This is a genomic window from Paracoccus maritimus (genome assembly GCF_025195095.1).
In the GTDB taxonomy this organism is placed as follows: Bacteria; Pseudomonadota; Alphaproteobacteria; order Rhodobacterales; family Rhodobacteraceae; genus Paracoccus; species Paracoccus maritimus.
The window spans coordinates 92,881-110,038 of record NZ_JANAVZ010000008.1; the positions used below are offsets into that span (position 1 = coordinate 92,881).

At 64.6% G+C, this 17,158-nt stretch carries 15 protein-coding genes and 1 riboswitch; of the genes, 9 read left to right on the forward strand and 6 right to left on the reverse strand.

Annotation, left to right across the window (positions count from 1 at the left end):
* Positions 1-5 precede the first annotated feature (5 nt).
* From MU516_RS14350 to MU516_RS14385, 8 genes are all read left to right on the forward strand, one after another.
* A complete protein-coding gene (locus MU516_RS14350; RefSeq protein WP_260278062.1) occupies positions 6-1,532 on the forward strand; it encodes an alpha-amylase family glycosyl hydrolase in 1,527 nt (508 codons plus the stop codon).
* Between the two features lie 18 nt (positions 1,533-1,550).
* A complete protein-coding gene (locus tag MU516_RS14355; protein WP_311319112.1) occupies positions 1,551-2,792 on the forward strand; it encodes an ABC transporter ATP-binding protein in 1,242 nt (413 codons plus the stop codon).
* 83 nt (positions 2,793-2,875) lie between these two features.
* Positions 2,876-3,847, forward strand: a complete 972-nt coding sequence (locus MU516_RS14360; RefSeq protein WP_260277961.1) for a GAF domain-containing protein — start codon at positions 2,876-2,878, stop codon at positions 3,845-3,847.
* Between the two features lie 110 nt (positions 3,848-3,957).
* Positions 3,958-5,484: an aldehyde dehydrogenase gene (adh, locus tag MU516_RS14365; RefSeq protein WP_260277962.1), complete on the forward strand. Its 1,527-nt coding sequence runs from the start codon at positions 3,958-3,960 to the stop codon at positions 5,482-5,484.
* A gap of 100 nt (positions 5,485-5,584) precedes the next feature.
* The gene (locus tag MU516_RS14370) at positions 5,585-6,643 is read left to right on the forward strand and encodes a DNA topoisomerase IB (protein ID WP_260277963.1); all 1,059 of its coding nucleotides are present in this window, start codon (positions 5,585-5,587) and stop codon (positions 6,641-6,643) included.
* The gene (locus MU516_RS14375) at positions 6,640-6,969 is read left to right on the forward strand and encodes a DUF779 domain-containing protein (protein ID WP_209057121.1); all 330 of its coding nucleotides are present in this window, start codon (positions 6,640-6,642) and stop codon (positions 6,967-6,969) included. Before MU516_RS14370 ends, MU516_RS14375 begins: the two co-directional genes overlap by 4 nt.
* Before the next feature lie 69 nt (positions 6,970-7,038).
* Positions 7,039-7,956 (forward strand): N-acetyl-gamma-glutamyl-phosphate reductase, encoded by a 918-nt coding sequence (argC, locus tag MU516_RS14380; protein WP_260277964.1) that lies wholly within the window; start codon positions 7,039-7,041, stop codon positions 7,954-7,956.
* 170 nt (positions 7,957-8,126) lie between these two features.
* Complete coding sequence (locus tag MU516_RS14385) at positions 8,127-9,041, forward strand: M10 family metallopeptidase C-terminal domain-containing protein (protein WP_260277965.1); 915 nt, start codon at positions 8,127-8,129, stop codon at positions 9,039-9,041.
* Positions 9,042-9,231: 190 nt separating this feature from the next.
* On the opposite strand, the gene MU516_RS14390 is transcribed toward MU516_RS14385, so the two are convergent.
* Positions 9,232-9,546 (reverse strand): antibiotic biosynthesis monooxygenase, encoded by a 315-nt coding sequence (locus MU516_RS14390; RefSeq protein WP_260277966.1) that lies wholly within the window; start codon positions 9,544-9,546, stop codon positions 9,232-9,234.
* 147 nt (positions 9,547-9,693) lie between these two features.
* On the opposite strand from MU516_RS14390, the gene MU516_RS14395 reads away from it, so the two are divergent.
* Positions 9,694-10,746 (forward strand): glycosyltransferase family 61 protein, encoded by a 1,053-nt coding sequence (locus tag MU516_RS14395; protein WP_260277967.1) that lies wholly within the window; start codon positions 9,694-9,696, stop codon positions 10,744-10,746.
* Positions 10,747-10,749: 3 nt separating this feature from the next.
* On the opposite strand, the gene trxC is transcribed toward MU516_RS14395, so the two are convergent.
* The 5 genes from trxC to MU516_RS14420 all read right to left on the reverse strand — a co-directional run bounded on the left by trxC (position 10,750) and on the right by MU516_RS14420 (position 17,147).
* Positions 10,750-11,190 carry a thioredoxin TrxC gene (gene trxC / locus MU516_RS14400; RefSeq protein WP_260277969.1) on the reverse strand — a complete coding sequence of 147 codons (441 nt, stop codon included), beginning with the start codon at positions 11,188-11,190 and terminating at the stop codon, positions 10,750-10,752.
* Between the two features lie 76 nt (positions 11,191-11,266).
* A complete protein-coding gene (gene gcvP, locus MU516_RS14405; protein WP_260277970.1) occupies positions 11,267-14,107 on the reverse strand; it encodes an aminomethyl-transferring glycine dehydrogenase in 2,841 nt (946 codons plus the stop codon).
* 136 nt (positions 14,108-14,243) lie between these two features.
* Positions 14,244-14,600, reverse strand: a complete 357-nt coding sequence (gcvH, locus tag MU516_RS14410; protein WP_260278063.1) for a glycine cleavage system protein GcvH — start codon at positions 14,598-14,600, stop codon at positions 14,244-14,246.
* Positions 14,601-14,615: 15 nt separating this feature from the next.
* The gene (gene gcvT / locus MU516_RS14415; RefSeq protein ID WP_260277971.1) at positions 14,616-15,740 is read right to left on the reverse strand and encodes a glycine cleavage system aminomethyltransferase GcvT; all 1,125 of its coding nucleotides are present in this window, start codon (positions 15,738-15,740) and stop codon (positions 14,616-14,618) included.
* 151 nt (positions 15,741-15,891) lie between these two features.
* Positions 15,892-15,982: riboswitch (glycine riboswitch) on the reverse strand.
* 91 nt (positions 15,983-16,073) lie between these two features.
* Positions 16,074-17,147, reverse strand: a complete 1,074-nt coding sequence (locus MU516_RS14420; RefSeq protein WP_260277972.1) for an ABC transporter ATP-binding protein — start codon at positions 17,145-17,147, stop codon at positions 16,074-16,076.
* Positions 17,148-17,158: the final 11 nt, after the last annotated feature.

Genomic DNA, 17,158 nt, shown 5'->3' on the forward strand with positions numbered 1-17,158 from the left:
CTGAAATGACGGCAGACTGGTGGAAGGGCGGGATCATCTATCAGGTGTATCCCCGCAGTTTTCAGGACACGACGGGCGACGGCATCGGCGATCTGGCCGGCATCGCGCAGCGTCTGCCCTATGTCGCCTCGCTGGGGGTGGACGCGGTCTGGATCTCGCCCTTCTTTACGTCGCCGATGAAGGATTTCGGTTACGATGTCAGCGACTATCGCGGCATCGACCCGATCTTCGGCACGATGGACGATTTCGACTGGCTGATCGAACGGGCGCACGAGCTGGGCCTGAAGGTGATGATCGATCTGGTCATGTCGCACACATCGGACCAGCATCCCTGGTTCAAGGAAAGTCGGTCCAGCCGCGACAATGCCAAGGCCGACTGGTTCGTTTGGTCCGACCCCAAGCCGGACGGCACCGCGCCCACCAACTGGTTGTCGATCTTCGGCGGCAGCGCGTGGCAATGGGATGCACGGCGCGAACAATATTACCTGCACAATTTTCTGGCATCGCAGCCGGACCTGAATTTCCACAATCCCCAGGTCCAGGACGCGCTGCTGGAGATGGTGAATTTCTGGTTGGACAAGGGCGTGGACGGCTTCCGTCTGGACACGATCAACTTCTATTTCCACGACAAGGAATTGCGCGACAACCCGCCTCTGGCACCCGAACTGCGCAAGGCGGACACGGCGCCCGCGGTGAACCCCTACAACCACCAAAGCCACAAGTTCGACAAGTCGCAGCCCGAGAATGTGGCGTTCCTTGAACGCTTTGCGACCATGTTGAAGCCGCACGGCGCGGTGGTCGTGGGCGAGATCGGCGACAGCGAACGCGGGCTTGAACTGCTTGAGGAATATACCGGTGTGCCGGGCCGGGTGCAGATGTCCTATGTCTTCGACTTCCTGTCGGGCGACAATCTGCCGGCGGACCGGATCGTGGCCGTTTTCGAGCAGTTGCAATCGGTCGCACCGAACAGCTGGCCGTGCTGGGCGATGTCGAACCATGACGTGATGCGCCACATCACCCGCTGGAATCTTAGCGATCAGGCGGCCAAGGCCTATTGCACGGTGCTGATGTGCCTGCGCGGCAGCGTCTGCCTGTATCAGGGCGAGGAACTTGGCTTGCCCGAAGCGGATCTGAACTTCGAGGATCTGCGCGACCCCTATGGCATCGAATTCTGGCCCGAATTCAAGGGCCGTGACGGATGCCGCACACCGATGGTGTGGGATATGGGCGTGAACGGCGGATTCTCGACCAGCCAGCCATGGCTGCCGGTGCCGCATGCGCATCTTCAGCGCACCGTCGTCGCAGAAGAGGCTGATGCCCAATCGGTGCTGCACCATTATCGGTGGGCGATCGGACTGCGCAAGAAACACAGCGCGCTGCGCCTGGGCGCAATGACGGATATCCGTTCCGACGGTCCGGTTCTGTCCTTCACACGGTCGGACAGTGAACAGACATTGCGGATAAAAGCCAATCTTTCCGAGGAAGAGGTTGGCGGACTGGGACCGTGGCAGGTCCAGATCATCGAGGGTTAACGGGGGGAGGGATCGCGAATGGCCGATCTGAAACTGACCGACATCGCCAAGTCGTATGGCGACGTGCAGGTACTGAAGAATATCGACCTCGACATCAAATCGGGCGAATTCATCGTGTTCGTGGGTCCATCGGGTTGCGGCAAATCCACGCTGCTGCGCATGATCGCGGGGCTTGAGCGGATCACGGGGGGCGAGTTGCAGATTGGCGGGCAGGTGATGAACGACATCCCGCCCAGCCAGCGCGGCATCGCGATGGTGTTCCAGTCTTACGCCCTCTACCCGCACATGACGGTGCGCGACAACATGGCCTTCGCGCTGAAGATCGCCGGGCAGTCGAAAGATCAGATCCAGCAGGCCACCGACCGCGCCGGCAAGATGCTGCAGCTGACCCCATATCTGGACCGCCTGCCCAAGGCGCTGTCGGGCGGACAGCGTCAGCGGGTGGCGATCGGGCGGGCCATCGTGCGCGATCCGCAAGTCTATCTGTTCGACGAGCCGCTGTCGAACCTTGACGCTGCGCTGCGGGTCGCCACCCGGATCGAGATCGCGCAGCTGAAGGCCTCGATGCCCGACCGCACGATGATCTACGTGACCCATGACCAGACCGAGGCGATGACCCTGGCCGACCGCATCGTGGTGCTGGCCGGCGGCGGCATCGCGCAGGTCGGCGCGCCGCTGGAACTGTATGAACGCCCGGTCAACGAATTCGTGGCGCAGTTCATCGGCAGCCCGGCGATGAACCTGCTGCCGGGCAAGGTCAAGACAGTGGGCCAGATGACCACGGTCGCGCTGGATGGCGGGCTGGAGGCGCAGGTCGCCATTCCGACGCGCCCCGGCGACGAGGGCATGTCCGTCAATCTGGGCGTTCGCCCCGAGGACATGCGCGAGACCGACGGAACCCCGGTCTTCGAAGGCAAGGTCGATCTGACCGAGGCTTTGGGCGAGGTGACGCTGCTGTATTTCGGCACGGACGAAGATGTGGTGCCGGTCACGGCCAAGCTGCCGGGCATCCATCCCGGCCTGAACGGTCGCACCATCCGGCTGACGGCCGACCCCGAGGCGCTGCACCTGTTCCACAACGGAAACTCGCTTCTTTATCGCGACGGGGTGGACCTGCCCCCCTATCAGCCCCGCACGAACCGGCCTTCGGGCAGCGTGGGCGGCGAACACGGCGCCAGCGCGATGCCGTCGGAAGCGGGCGACGCGCACGATGGTCGCATCGACGGTGGGCTGATCAAGCCTGAAGGCCCCGTCAGGTAAGGCGGGAACGCGCCGGGTCGCGACGAAAGTCGTAAATCGCGACCCGGCGTTTCTGATATACTCTCCCCACCGGGGGAGGAATCATGACGCAACGCAGCCACGCGGATCGGGTGGCCGAGCAGTCGCAGTCGAAATCCGCGACGTCGGCGCTTGCTGCATCCTGGCGCAGGTCGATGCTGAAATACGGGCTGGATCCGGGCGACGGGCGTCGGCCTGAACGGCTGAGCCTTGCCGAATTGTCCGCCCGCCGCCAGGCCATGGAACATTTCCTGAAGGTCGCGGGTCCACAGCTTGATCAACTCTACACCATTGTCGGCCTGTCCGGCTGCAATGTCCTGCTGACCGACGCGACCGGCGTGGTGCTGGATCAGCGGGTCAGCGACGCCGATGCCGCCCAGTTTCGCGACTGGGGCCTGTGGCAGGGCATGGACTGGTCCGAGGCCGCACAGGGCACGAACGGGATCGGAACCTGCCTGGTCGAGGGTCGCCAGGTGACGATCCACCGTGATGAACATTTCCGGACCAACAACATCGGCATGTCCTGCATGGATGCACCGATCTGGGGGCCTGACGGGCGTCTGCTGGCCGCGCTGGATGTCAGCTCTGCCCGCGCCGATCAGACCGAACGCTACAACCGCCTGATCGGCGCGCAGGTCGCCCAGACCGCCCGCGCCATCGAGGCCGTGTTCTTCCACGCGTCGTTCCCGCAGGCCCGCATCGTGGTGGCCGCCGATGACAGCTTGGACGCCACGATGCTGCTGGCGGTGGACAAGGACGATCTGGCCATCGGCGCGACACGCGCTGCGCGCCGCGCGCTGGGTCTGGAACGCGAAGGTGCGTTTCGCCCGCGCCCTGCCGCCGACCTGCTGGGGCGCGACGACGAAATGCGCGGCTTTGACCGGGCCGAGCGCGCGGCTGTCGCGCGGGCCTTGGCGCGGGCGGGCGGCAACGTCTCGGCAGCCGCGCGCGCGCTGGGGGTCGGGCGGGCGACGCTGTATCGCCGCATGGCGCGACTGGGGCTGACCGAAAAACAGTCGCGACTGTCTCACGGCTGAGACAATTGCACGCGACCGCGACCTTGGTGTTGTTGAAACGAATCCTCACAGCGCCAAGCTAGGGACCAGACCCGAAGACGGAGACTTCGGGATCATCAGAGGAGGATACGATGCCGAACGATCAGACGCATGAGTTCAAGGGCGTGGGCGTGATGCCATTTGCCAAGCGGTATGACAACTTCATCAACGGCCAATGGATGGCACCGAAGTCGGGCAGGTATTTCATGAATACCACCCCGATCACCGGCGGCGAGATCGGCGAGATCGCCCGCTCCGGCGCCGAGGATATCGAGGCCGCGCTGGACGCCGCGCACGCCGCCAAGGACAAGTGGGGCCAGACCTCGGCCGCGGAACGCGCCAATGTCCTGAACCGGATCGCCGACCGGATGGAAGCCAACCTGGAACTGCTGGCCACCGCCGAGACCTGGGACAACGGCAAGCCGATCCGCGAGACGATGGCCGCCGACCTGCCGCTGGCCGTCGATCACTTCCGCTATTTCGCCGGTGTCCTGCGGGCGCAGGAAGGCGGGATCTCGGAAATCGACCACGACACCATCGCCTATCACTTCCACGAGCCTCTGGGCGTTGTGGGCCAGATCATTCCGTGGAACTTCCCGCTGCTGATGGCGACGTGGAAGCTGGCGCCTGCGCTGGCAGCCGGCAATTGCGTGGTTCTGAAGCCCGCCGAACAGACCCCCGCGGGAATCATGGTGTTCGCCGACCTGATCGGCGACCTGCTGCCGCCGGGCGTTCTGAACATCGTCAACGGTTTCGGCCTGGAAGCCGGCAAGCCCTTGGCCAGCAACCCGCGCATCGCCAAGATCGCCTTTACCGGCGAGACGACGACCGGCCGGCTCATCATGCAATACGCCTCGGAAAATCTGATCCCGGTGACGCTGGAATTGGGCGGAAAATCCCCCAACATCTTCTTCGAGGATGTCGCCCGCGAGGATGACGATTACTTCGACAAGGCGATCGAGGGCTTCGTGATGTTCGCGCTGAACCAGGGCGAGGTCTGCACCTGCCCGTCGCGCGCCCTGATCGCGGAATCGATCTATGACAAGTTCATGGATCGCGCCTTGCAGCGCGTGAAGGACATCGTGCAGGGCGATCCGCGCGACAGCGCCACGATGATCGGCGCACAGGCATCCAGCGAGCAGAAGGAAAAGATCCTGTCCTATTTCGACATCGGTCGGAAAGAGGGTGCCGAGGTTCTGACCGGCGGCGAGGCGGCCGATCTGGGCGGTGAATTGTCCAGCGGCTACTATATCAAGCCGACGGTCCTGAAGGGCCACAACAAGATGCGGGTCTTCCAGGAGGAAATCTTTGGCCCGGTTGTCTCGGTGACCACCTTCAAGGATCAGGACGAGGCGCTGTCGATCGCCAATGACACGCTTTACGGTCTTGGCGCCGGCGTCTGGTCGCGCGAGGCGAATACCTGCTATCGCTTTGGCCGTGCGATCAAGGCGGGGCGCGTCTGGACCAACTGCTATCACGCCTATCCGGCCCATGCGGCCTTTGGCGGCTACAAGCAGTCGGGCATCGGTCGCGAAAACCACCGCATGATGCTGGACCACTATCAGCAGACCAAGAACATGCTGGTCAGCTATAGCCCGAAGAAACTGGGCTTCTTCTGATGCCCCGTGGTGCGGCCTTTCCAGGCCGCACCTACCCCGCGCAACCTGCGGGGGCATTGCGGCGTTGGGGCGGGTGTCTTCTCTCTGCCGGATCGTCCCGATGCCCAAGGACAGCCCTATCATCGACCCGCGAGATGCCGCCGACAGCGCGGGTCTGGTCTATGTCAACGACGACATGCCGGGAATTGTGCGTGTCCGGGCGGGAAAGGGCTTTTCCTATCGCGATGCCAAGGGTCGTACGATCCGCGACAAGGCCGAACGCAAGCGGCTGCAGGCGCTGGCCATTCCGCCCGCCTACACGGATGTCTGGATCTGCCCGGATCCGCGCGGCCATATCCAGGCGACAGGCCGCGATGCAAAGGGGCGCAAGCAATATCGATATCACCCTGAATTCCGCGAGGTCCGCGACAGTGCGAAATACGAGCACATGCTGGATTTCGCAAAGGCCCTGCCGAAGATCCGCGGACGGGTCCACACAGACATGGGCAAGCGCGGGATGCCCGCCGTCAAGGTCTTGGCGACCATCGTGTGGCTGCTGGAGAATACAATGATCCGGGTCGGCAACAGCGATTATGCAAGAAGCAACAGGTCGCACGGCCTGACGACCCTGCGCGACCGGCATGTCAGCCTCGAAGGATCCGAGGTTCGGTTTCGTTTCAAGGGCAAGGGCGGCAAGGAATGGGATCTGGATATCCGCAATGCCCGTGTGGCGCGGATTGTGCGCGCTGCGCAGGACATTCCGGGCCAGCACCTGTTTCAGTATCTTGACGACGACGGTCAGCGCCATCAGGTTGGGTCGACCGAGGTAAACGACTATCTGCGTGAGGTGGCCGGTCGCGAGGTGACGGCCAAGGATTTCCGCACCTGGACCGGCACGGTCCTGGCCGCTCTGGCACTGTCGGAATACGAGGCGACCGACAGCCAGGCCGCGGCCAAGGCAAATGTCCGCGAGGCCATCGAAACGGTTGCGGCCAAGCTGGGAAATACGCCGGCGATCTGCCGAAAATGCTATGTCCATCCAAGGATCATCGACGCTTATCTGTCTGGCGAGCTGAAACTGGAGCTGCAAGACGAGATCGCGGAAACCCTGTCCCGCGCAGACCTGCGCCCCGAGGAAGCGCAGGTTTTGAAATTTCTGAAGAGGAGGTTGAATACATGAGCACCGTCACCGCGACTCCAGAGGCGCTGCAACTGCTTGAGGAAATCACCGCCGATCACGGGCCGGTCCTGTTCCACCAGTCTGGCGGATGCTGCGACGGGTCCAGCCCGATGTGTTATCCGCAAAGCGATTTCAAGGTCAGCGACCGCGATGTGAAGCTGGGCGAGATCGGCGGGGCGCCGTTCTACATCTCGGCCAGCCAGTATGAGACATGGAAGCATACCGATCTGGTCATCGACGTGGTGCCGGGCCGGGGCGGCATGTTCAGCCTGGATAACGGGCGTGAGAAACGCTTTCTCACCCGGTCCGAGATGTGTTCGATCTGAAGCCCCCGACGCAATTGTGATGCCCCAGGGTTTCGCCTATAAACGGCGCGTTCACCCGGAGGGTCTATCATGGAATACAGCATCTTCATCGACGGCGAAGCCGGCACGACGGGTCTGCAGATCCGCGAGCGGCTGGAGGCGCGTGAAGACATCCGCCTGATCCAGATCGACCCCGCACGGCGCAAGGATGCCGATGCCCGCCGGGAAGCGTTTCAGGAAGCGGATGTCGCGATCCTGTGCCTTCCTGACGATGCCGCGCGCGAGGCGGTGGAACTGGCCAGCGATCTGGACGTCCGTCTGATCGATGCCTCGACCGCGCATCGGGTCGATGACCGCTGGGTTTATGGCTTTCCCGAACTTTCGGACGAGATTCGCGACCAGATCGCCTTGGCGCAGCTTGTCAGCAATCCCGGCTGCTATTCCACCGGATCGATCGCGATCATCGCGCCGCTGATCGCGGCGGGGCTGATCGATGCGGACGAGCCTTTGGCGATCAACGCGGTCAGCGGGTTCACCGGCGGCGGCAAGGCTTTGGTCGCCGAATACGAGGATGGCGCGGCGCCCGCGCATTTCGTCTATGGGTTGAACCAGCGGCACAAGCATATCCCCGAGATCATGGCCCATACCGGCCTGATGCTGCAGCCGGTGTTCGCCCCCTCGGTCGGCAATTTCGCGCAGGGCATGGCGGTGCAACTGCCGCTGCATCTGGATGACGACAGGACCGTCAAGGCGCTGTTCGAGGCGCTGTCGGATCATTACGACGGACAGAAATTCGTCCGCGTCGTGCCTGCTGCCGAAATGGGCGCGCGCATCGTGCCGACGGCGATGAACGGCAGCAATGTGATGCAGATCAGCGTGCATGGCGACGACGACAATGGCTGCTGCATGGTGGTCGCCGTGCTGGACAATCTTGGCAAGGGCGCGTCCGGCGCTGCGGTTCAGAACCTGAACATCATGCTGGACATGGATGAAGGCGAGGGGCTTTGACCCCCGCGGTTTCACGCTTGGGCTGGCTTTCGCCTGTTGAGGGCCGCCGGATGGGCGGGACTGTTCCGACGGCGCGTCGGCTCGCTTGACGCCCGGCGCGCTTCAGGCGCACCTCTGACGCTGAAATTCGGCGCGGTCGTGACGCCGGATGCGGGCAAGAGGTCCAGCACGTGGCTGTCATCAGATCGCAACATTCCTTCAACATTCTCAGTATCGACCTGCATCGCCTGGACTATGGTGCGACCGGTCACGATTTCGATGACAACGTCAATCTGAGATATGCTGGCCAATCCCACCGCGATGTCTATGAATACGCGTGGGAATTGCCGGGCTATCAATACAGCAGCCGCTATATGGGCGACGACCTGCGGGTTTCCGGGGCGGGCGAACTGGCCTCGGGCGTCGTCGATACCTATTCCGAACGCGTCTGGACGGGATCGGACTGGTGGGAACTGTGGCGCATGAGCGGCGTGTCGATCGACGCCGGTGACCTGGCCGATGCCATTTCCAGCCCCTCGGTCGCCGATGATCGGCGGCTGTATCGCGACGCGTTCTCGGGCGACGACCTGTTCCGCCTCAGCATCAACGCCGACCGGGCCTATGGATATGCGGGCGACGATACGCTGAAGGGTGGCGCGGGCAACGACACGCTGGCCGGGCAGGCGGGGCAGGACCGGCTGTTTGGCGGTCAGGGGAACGACTTAATGAATGGCGGGGCGGGGCGCGACCACCTGAAGGGGGATGGTGGTGCGGATGTCTTCATCTTCCAGTCCACGCGCGACATCGGCAACAGCTTTGGCGGAAGCGATATCGTCGTGGATTTCCACGAGGGGCAGGACGTGCTGCACCTGTCGCGCATCGACGCCAGCACGCAGCTGGCCGGTAACAACGGGTTTGTGTGGCGCGGCGAAGGCGACTTCACAGGCAGCGCGAAGGGCGAGGTGCGCTATGACAGCATTGATCGTCCGGGCACCGCGAACGATGTCACGCTGGTCTATATCGACACCGACGCCGATCGCGGGGCCGAGGCAACGATCCGGCTGCAAGGGCTGCACGATCTGACCGCCGACGATTTCCTGTTCTAGCCGCGTCCGGCGCGGGGTCGGTGCGTCATTCTGGACAATGACGGTCCTGCGCGCTATCGGCAAGAAAATGCCGATAAACTCCGACCCGGCCTGTGTGGTCGATTTGCGGATCAGCAGGACAAGCCGACAATGGCCGAAATTTTCGCATCATCGAGTTGGCGGCTGCCGCGCATGTCCGCAGCCGGGGTGATCAACGCCCCTCTGGCGGATGCGGCTCGACCAGAACGTCCTGAAAATAGCGTTTGCTGCGCTGGCCGGTCGTGATGGGGGTGATTTTTTCGATGCAGGCGCGGTAATGCGGGGTCTGACCATGGGCCTTCAGCGCCTCGACCCCGGTAAAGATCTCATAGACCGTGAATCGGTTCTGGTCCTCGGGGTCGCACAGAAGGTCAAAGCGCAGATTTCCGGGTTCCTGCCGCGTGCCTTCCCAATTGATGCGGAAGGCCTCGATGAACTCGTCCCGGTGGCCGGGCAAGACTTCGATGCTGACCAGTTGCACAAGCATGGGCGTTCCCCTGATAGGCCGTTCGACGGCTGTCGGCCCGGCATTCCTAGTCGATCTTCCGAAACTCGGCCAGTGTCAGGGAAGCCATGTATTCAGACATTCGGCACATTCGGCGGTTCTTCGTTACCTCTACAAGGTTGATTTCAGATGTTTCATTCGATCAGACCCGTGACTTCGCGCCTGCGCCGGCTGGCCGGCTTTCCGCCAAGGGATTTCTTTCGGAACGCGGAGGATAGCTGGCAGATTTCACCCGCCGAGACGATCGAGTTCCGGCCCGCCTACGCGCTGCCCGGCCAGGTCGAACGTATCGCCGGCACCATGTTCGCGTCGATGGCCGACACGGTCGAGGCGCTGACCCGCGATGGGGCGGCGTCCGAACGCGCGACACGTGCCTGGCGGCTGCGCGGCGTCGATCTGATCGATGGCGTGCTGTATCACGGCGGCGGCGAATATCATCTTCGGACCCGCCGCAACCGGTTCGGGTTGGCGCGCCGCCCGCGCAGCGAAACCAGCGGCGCGCTGTACGAGACGTGGACGACGAACCGCTGGTTCGGAAGCTGGCTGATGGATGCCACGCTGGCGCATGGCCTTGCCGCAGCCGAAGGCCCGGCCCTGACAACCGCGCCCGAACCCGCGCCGGGCGGTCATCAGGCCGCGTATGAACGGCTGATCGGCATGGCGCCGCAGCGCCTGCCGGGCGATGTTCATTTCCGCGAACTGGTTCTGTTCGATGATCTGCCGAACAATGGTGGCAAGGCCGCCCGCGCCAAGGCGCTGCGCCGTCGGCTTCTTGATGCCGTGCCGCCGGTCCCGGTGCCGGGTGTTTTCCTGTTGCGGGGCGAGGCGGGCGACCGTCGCGTGCTTGCAAACGAACGCCAGCTTGCCGACAGCCTTGCCGAAAGCCGGGGATTTCTGGTCATGGACCCGCTGCAGGTGACGGTAGAGGACCTGATCCGTGCCTGCGGTGCCGCCCGCGCCATCGTCGGAGTCGAGGGCAGCCATCTTGTCCACGGCATCACCGTTGCACCCGAAGGTGCGGCGATCGTGCCGATCCAGCCGCCGACGCGCGTCGCCGCCACGCTGAAGCAGATGACCGACCGGCTGGATCAGCGGTTCGGCCTGCTGGTAGCCGAGGGCAGCGATACCGATTTCACGCTGGCGCGCGACGACCTGTTCGCGACGCTGGATCTGTTCGACTGACGGTCAACGACCTGCCATCGCGGCGTCGGCCATCCGCACAAGATCCGCGGCGGGGCGGGCGCCCGCCTGACGGCTGACCTCGCGACCGTCGCGAAACAGGATAAAGGCCGGGATGCCGCGAATGTTCCAGCGCGCCGACGCTGCAGGATGGGTTTGCGTGTCGATCTTGACCAGCCGCGCCCGGCCCTTCAACAGGGCCGCCGCCTTATCGAACTCGGGTGCCATCATCCTGCACGGACCGCACCACGGCGCCCAGAAATCGACCAGTAGCGGCACCTGATCGGTCTTGGCTGCCTTTTGCAGCGTCGCGTCATCCACGGACACCGGCTTTGCCGGCATCAGCGCCGCGCCGCAGGTGCCGCATTTCGGGTTTGCGTCCAGTCGCTCCGACGGCACGCGATTGGCCTGTGCGCAGGACAGGCAGACAAGCTTCCGGGGCGACATCGCGGCCTCCTATTCCATGGTTCGAATATGAAGCCGCGCGCGCAGTTTTCAAGATGATCGTGCGGGGGCTGCGGAATTATTCCGCAGCCTCGGCATAGCTGTCCAGCGGCGGACAGGTGCAGATCAGGTTGCGGTCGCCGAAGACGTTGTCCACCCGTCCGACCGGAGGCCAGTACTTGTCCACCCTGAACGCGCCCGCCGGGAAACAGCCCTGCTCGCGCGAATAGGGGCGATCCCAGTCCGCGACCAGATCCTCGACTGTGTGGGGCGCCCGGCGCAGCGGGCTTTCCTCGGCGGCGATCCGCCCTTCTGCGACCTCGGTGATCTCGTCGCGAATCGCCAGCATCGCGGCGACAAAGCGGTCGATCTCGGCCTTGGTCTCGGATTCCGTTGGCTCCACCATCAGCGTTCCGGCGACCGGCCAGGACATCGTGGGGGCGTGGAAACCGTTGTCGATCAGCCGCTTGGCGATGTCGTCCACGGTCACGCCGTGATCTGCGAAGGGCCGCGTGTCCAGAATGCATTCATGCGCGACGCGCCCGCGATTGCCCATGAACAGGATCGGATAGGCACCCGCCAGCCGCGAGGCAATGTAATTGGCGTTCAGGATCGCCACGCGGGTCGCCTGTGTCAGGCCTGCGCCGCCCATCATCAGGCAGTAGGCCCAGGAAATCAGCAGGATCGACGCGCTGCCATAGGGGGCCGCCGACACGGCGCCGCTGTCGTCATCCCGCGGATCGCCCGGCAGATGCGGGGCCAGATGCGCCTTGACGCCGATCGGGCCCATGCCTGGCCCGCCGCCCCCATGCGGGATGGCAAAGGTCTTGTGCAGGTTCAGGTGGCTGACGTCGCCACCGATCTCGCCCGGCTTCACCAGCCCGACCAGCGCGTTCAGGTTCGCCCCGTCGATATAGACCTGCCCGCCATGGTCATGGGTGATCCGGCAAACATCGCGCACCGTATCCTCGAAGACGCCATGGGTGCTGGGATAGGTGATCATCACGGCGGCCAGACGGTTGCCCGCCTTCGCGGCCTTGTCGGCGAAATCTTCCAGATCGATGTCGCCGTTCGGGGCCGATTTCACCACCACGACCTTCATGCCGCACATCTGTGCGCTGGCCGGGTTGGTGCCATGCGCCGACATCGGGATCAGGCAGATGTCGCGCTGATCATCGCCGCGCGCCCGGTGATAGGCCTGGATCGTCAGCAGCCCGGCATATTCACCCTGCGCGCCGCTGTTCGGTTGCATCGAAAACGCATCATAGCCGGTGATCTCGCACAGCTTCGCATCCAGATCCGCGATCGCCTCGGCATATCCTGCCGCCTGATGGCGCGGCGCAAAGGGATGCAGCGCACCGAATTCGGGCCAGGTGATCGGCATCATTTCGGCGGCCGCATTCAGCTTCATCGTGCAGGACCCCAGCGGGATCATCGCCCGGTCCAGCGCCAGATCGCGATCCGAAAGACGTCGCATATAGCGCATCATCTCGGATTCGGCGCGGTTCATGTGAAAGACCGGATGGGTCAGGTAGTCGCTGCCGCGCAACAGATCGTCGGAGATCGCGGGGCCTTGCGCGGGGGCGGGCGCGTCCTCGATCCCGAACGCGTCCAGCAGACGCCGGATCACACCGGCATCGGTCGTCTCGTCGACGCTGATGCCGACGCGGTCGCGGCCCACGCGGCGCAGGTTGATGCCGCGCTGCTCGGCCGCGGCCAGGATGCCGGCCTGACCGACCCCGACCTTCACGGTGATCGTGTCGAAGAATGCCTGCGGGGCAACATCGGCCCCCGCGCGACGCAACGCCTCGGCGATCGTGACCGCGCCCAGATGGACGCGCTGCGCGATGGCGCGCAGCCCCTCGGGGCCGTGGAACACCGCATAGAAGCTGGCCATGACGGCCAGCAGGGCCTGCGCGGTGCAGACATTCGAGGTCGCTTTCTCGCGCCGGATATGTTGTTCGCGCGTCTGCAAGGACAGGCGATAGGCCTGATTGCCCTTGGTATCGACGCTGACCCCGACGATCCGGCCGGGCATTGCGCGCTTCAGTTCGTCGCGGCAGGACATGAAGGCGGCGTGCGGCCCGCCATAGCCCATCGGCACCCCGAAACGCTGTGCCGACCCGACGGCGATGTCCGCCCCCATCGCACCGGGTTCCTTCAGCAGGCACAAGGCCAGCAGGTCGGTCGCGACGATGGCCAGCGCCTTTGCGTCATGCAGCGCCTCGATCTCGGGCGTCAGGTCGCGGATATGACCATAGGTGCCCGGATACTGAAAGATCGCGCCAAAGACCTCGGCGGCATTCAGATCGTCGATGGACCCCTTGATGATGCGGATGCCCAACGGCGCGGCCCGCGTCTCGATCACGGCGATGGTCTGGGGGTGCAGGTCATGGGCAACGAAGAACGCATCAGCCTTGGATTTGGCCTGCCGCCGCGCCATCGCCATCGCCTCGGCCGCCGCCGTCGCCTCGTCCAGCAGGCTGGCATTGGCGATGGGAAGCCCGGTCAGATCGGCGACCATGGTCTGAAAGTTCAGCAGCGCCTCAAGTCGTCCCTGGGCGATCTCGGGCTGATAGGGGGTATAGGCGGTGTACCAGGCCGGGTTTTCCAGAATGTTGCGCTGGATCGCCGGCGGGGTGAAGGTGCCATGATAGCCTTGTCCGATCAGGCTGGTCATCACGGTGTTCTTCTTCGCCACGTCCTGCATGCGGGCCAGCAGCTCGGCCTCTGACAGCGCGGGCCATCCTAGCGGCTGATCCTGACGGATTGCCTGCGGCACGGTCTGGTCGATCAACGCATCAAGGCTTTCCGCGCCCACCACCCGCAGCATCTCGGCCATTTCGGCGGGCGAGGGGCCGATATGCCGGCGGTTGGCAAAATCATCGGGCTGATAGTCGGTCGGGTTCCAGCGGGTCATACGCGCCTTCTTTCGTTATCCTTGGCCCTGCCCGGCATGGCAAAGCACGTTCACAAGATTTCCTTCCGGGTCGCGCAGATAAATGCGCCTGACGCCCGATGGCTCATCCGCCGGACCCAAACCCCGTGTGCGCCTGTCACCCGATCAGGTCGTTATATGCGGCCTCGTCCATGAAACCGTCGATCGCGCCCGCCTCTGTGGGCTTGATCCGAAAGAACCACGCCGTCAGCGGATCTTCGTTCACCGCGCCGGGATTGTCGGCCAGATCGGCATTGACCGCCACGATCACGCCCGCAACCGGGGCCGAGATGTCGGATGCCGCCTTGACCGATTCGATCACCACGATCTCGTCGCCGGCCTCGACCTCGCGTCCCTCTTCGGGCAGTTCGACGAACACCACGTCACCCAGCTGTTCGCTGGCATGTCTGGTGATGCCCACGACGATCTCGTCGCCTTCGGCGCGCAGCCATTCGTGGTCTTCGGTATATTTCAGCATGGGTCAGGCTCCTCAGCGTTTGTAGGACGGCGTGATGAAGGGCAGGGGGGTGACGGTGACCGGCAGGCGCTTGCCGCGCAATTCGGCGTAAAGGGTCGTGCCGTCGGGAATGTCGGTGGGAATGCGAGCCATGGCCACCGGGCCGCCGACGCTGGGGCCGAAGCCGCCCGAACTGACCTCGCCGATCGGTGTTCCGCCCTCGGCATCGGCGAAGATCGGCACCCCCTCGCGGATCGGGGCGCGGCCTTCGGGACGCAGGCCACGACGGGTTTGCGCCGCGCCACGATCCATTTCCTCCAGCACGATCTCTGCGCCGGGAAATCCGCCCGCGCGATCGCCGCCATGGCGGCGCAGCTTCTGGATCGCCCAGCCAAGCCCGGCGGCGGCCGGGGTCACGCCCGCATCCATGTCATGGCCGTAAAGTGGCATGCCGGCCTCAAGGCGCAGGCTGTCGCGCGCGCCCAGGCCGATCGGCGCGACCGTATCCTCGGCCAGCAGAGCCTTGGCGAAGGCCACAAGCTGCACGTCGGGGACCGAAATCTCGAACCCGTCCTCGCCGGTATAGCCCGACCGCGAGATCCACAGCTCCGTCCCCTGCCAGTCCAGGATGCGGCTGTCCATGAAACGCATCGCGGCGGCCTCGGGGACGATCCGCGCCAGAACCTGCACGGCGTCCGGTCCTTGAAGTGCCAGCAGACCGCGATCCGTCACCGGTGTCACGACGACCTCGTCCAGTGTCTTCAGATGCGCGATGTCCTGATCGGCGCAGGCGGCATTGACGACCAGCAGGTAATGGTCGCCGCGATTTGCGAACATCAGATCGTCCAGAATCCCGCCGTCGGGATTGGTGAACAGGCCATAGCGCTGCCGCCCCTGCGGCAGGCCCAGCACATCGGCCGGGATCAGGCGTTCCAGCGCCAGCGCCGCGGTTTCCAGCCTGCCGTCGCGTGGCGTGACAAGAACCTGTCCCATATGGCCGACATCGAACAGCCCGGCATGGGCGCGGGTGTGCAGATGTTCGGCCATCACGCCGGTCGCATACTGGACCGGCATTTCCCAACCGGCAAAGGGGACCATGCGCGCCCCATGGGTGACATGCAGATCGTAAAGCCCGGTCCGGCGCAATTCCTCGGCCATCTGGCCTCCCTGTGGTCTTGCCGGGGATCCGGCATCGGTTGGGCAGGCATCTTCAGCCCGCGTGACGATGCCCCCTCTGTCCTTGCCCGATCCGGGCGCCTGAGATCGTTATCCCTTCGGCGGACCTGTTGACGGTCCCTCTCCAGAGTCTTGCCGGAAAACGGTCTTTTTGCCTGAGAGTTTACCGGGGCGGTTGCTCCGTCGGCACCGGCGCGGGGGCCAGCTTCTCCCGAATTCCTGCCTCACAGCTAGCCGCCGCGCGGCGGCAAGGCAAGACCTTTGTCGCAGTTCGCGCGGGGTCCCGCACAGGCGAACGGGCGGGTCACGGGGGCGCTAGCCCCGTGGAAAGACAAACACCCGGTCGCGCCGCAGCATCAGCCACATCTTGGTGCCTTCCGGCGGCAGGAACACCCCCGGCAGGGTGGCGTTCAGGGCGATCGCGTCCTGTTCGGTCCTGAACTCGACCAGCGATTCGCGACCCAGATAGCGCGCCCGCACCACGCGGGCCAGGGCGGCGCTGCCGTCTTCGGGGGTGGCCGCGGGGCCCTTTCCGCCGCGGTCAAAGTCGATCTTCAGGTGCTGGGGACGGATCACGATGTCGATCGGGGTGCCGTCGGGCAGGCCGGGGGTCAGGAAATCCCCGAACGGCGTGGCCGTCAGCGCACCCCGGACACGGCCCGTCAGAACATTGATATCGCTGAAGAAGGCTGCCACCTGCCGGTCCGCCGGGGCGTTGTACAGATTATAGGGGGCGCCCTGCTGAACGATCCGCCCGTCGCGCATCAGCAGGATCTGATCGGCCATCCGCATCGCCTCGTGGGGTTCGTGCGTGACCAGCAGCACGGCCGTCCCCTCTTCCTTCAGCAGGGCCAGCGTCTCGTCGCGGATGCCGTCGCGCAGCCGTTCGTCCAACCCGCTGAACGGCTCGTCCATCAGCAGCACGCGCGGCCGTGGTGCCAGCGCGCGCGCAAGCGCCACCCGCTGCTGTTCGCCGCCCGACAACTCGTGCGGATAGCTGTCGATATGGCTGGTCATGCGCACCCGGTCCAGCAATTCGGCAACCCGGGCGCGATTGGCCGCGTGCCCGCCCTTCAGCCCGAAGGCGACATTCTCGCTGACCGGCAGATGCGGGAACAAGGCGAAGTCCTGAAACATCAGCCCGATGGCGCGGCGTTCGGGCGGAAGCCGGAAAACGGTGTCGCAGACCAGCTTGCCATCGACAAAGATCCGCCCGCTGTCCTGCATGTCCACGCCGGCGATCATCCGCAGCGTGGTGGACTTGCCGCATCCCGACGGGCCAAGCAGACACGCGACCTGCCCGGCCGGGACGCCGAAGGACACGTCCGCGACCACGCGCTGACCGTCAAAGGCGCGGTTCAGGTTCTGGACCTCCAATCGGGGCGGCATCGTCACGGCTT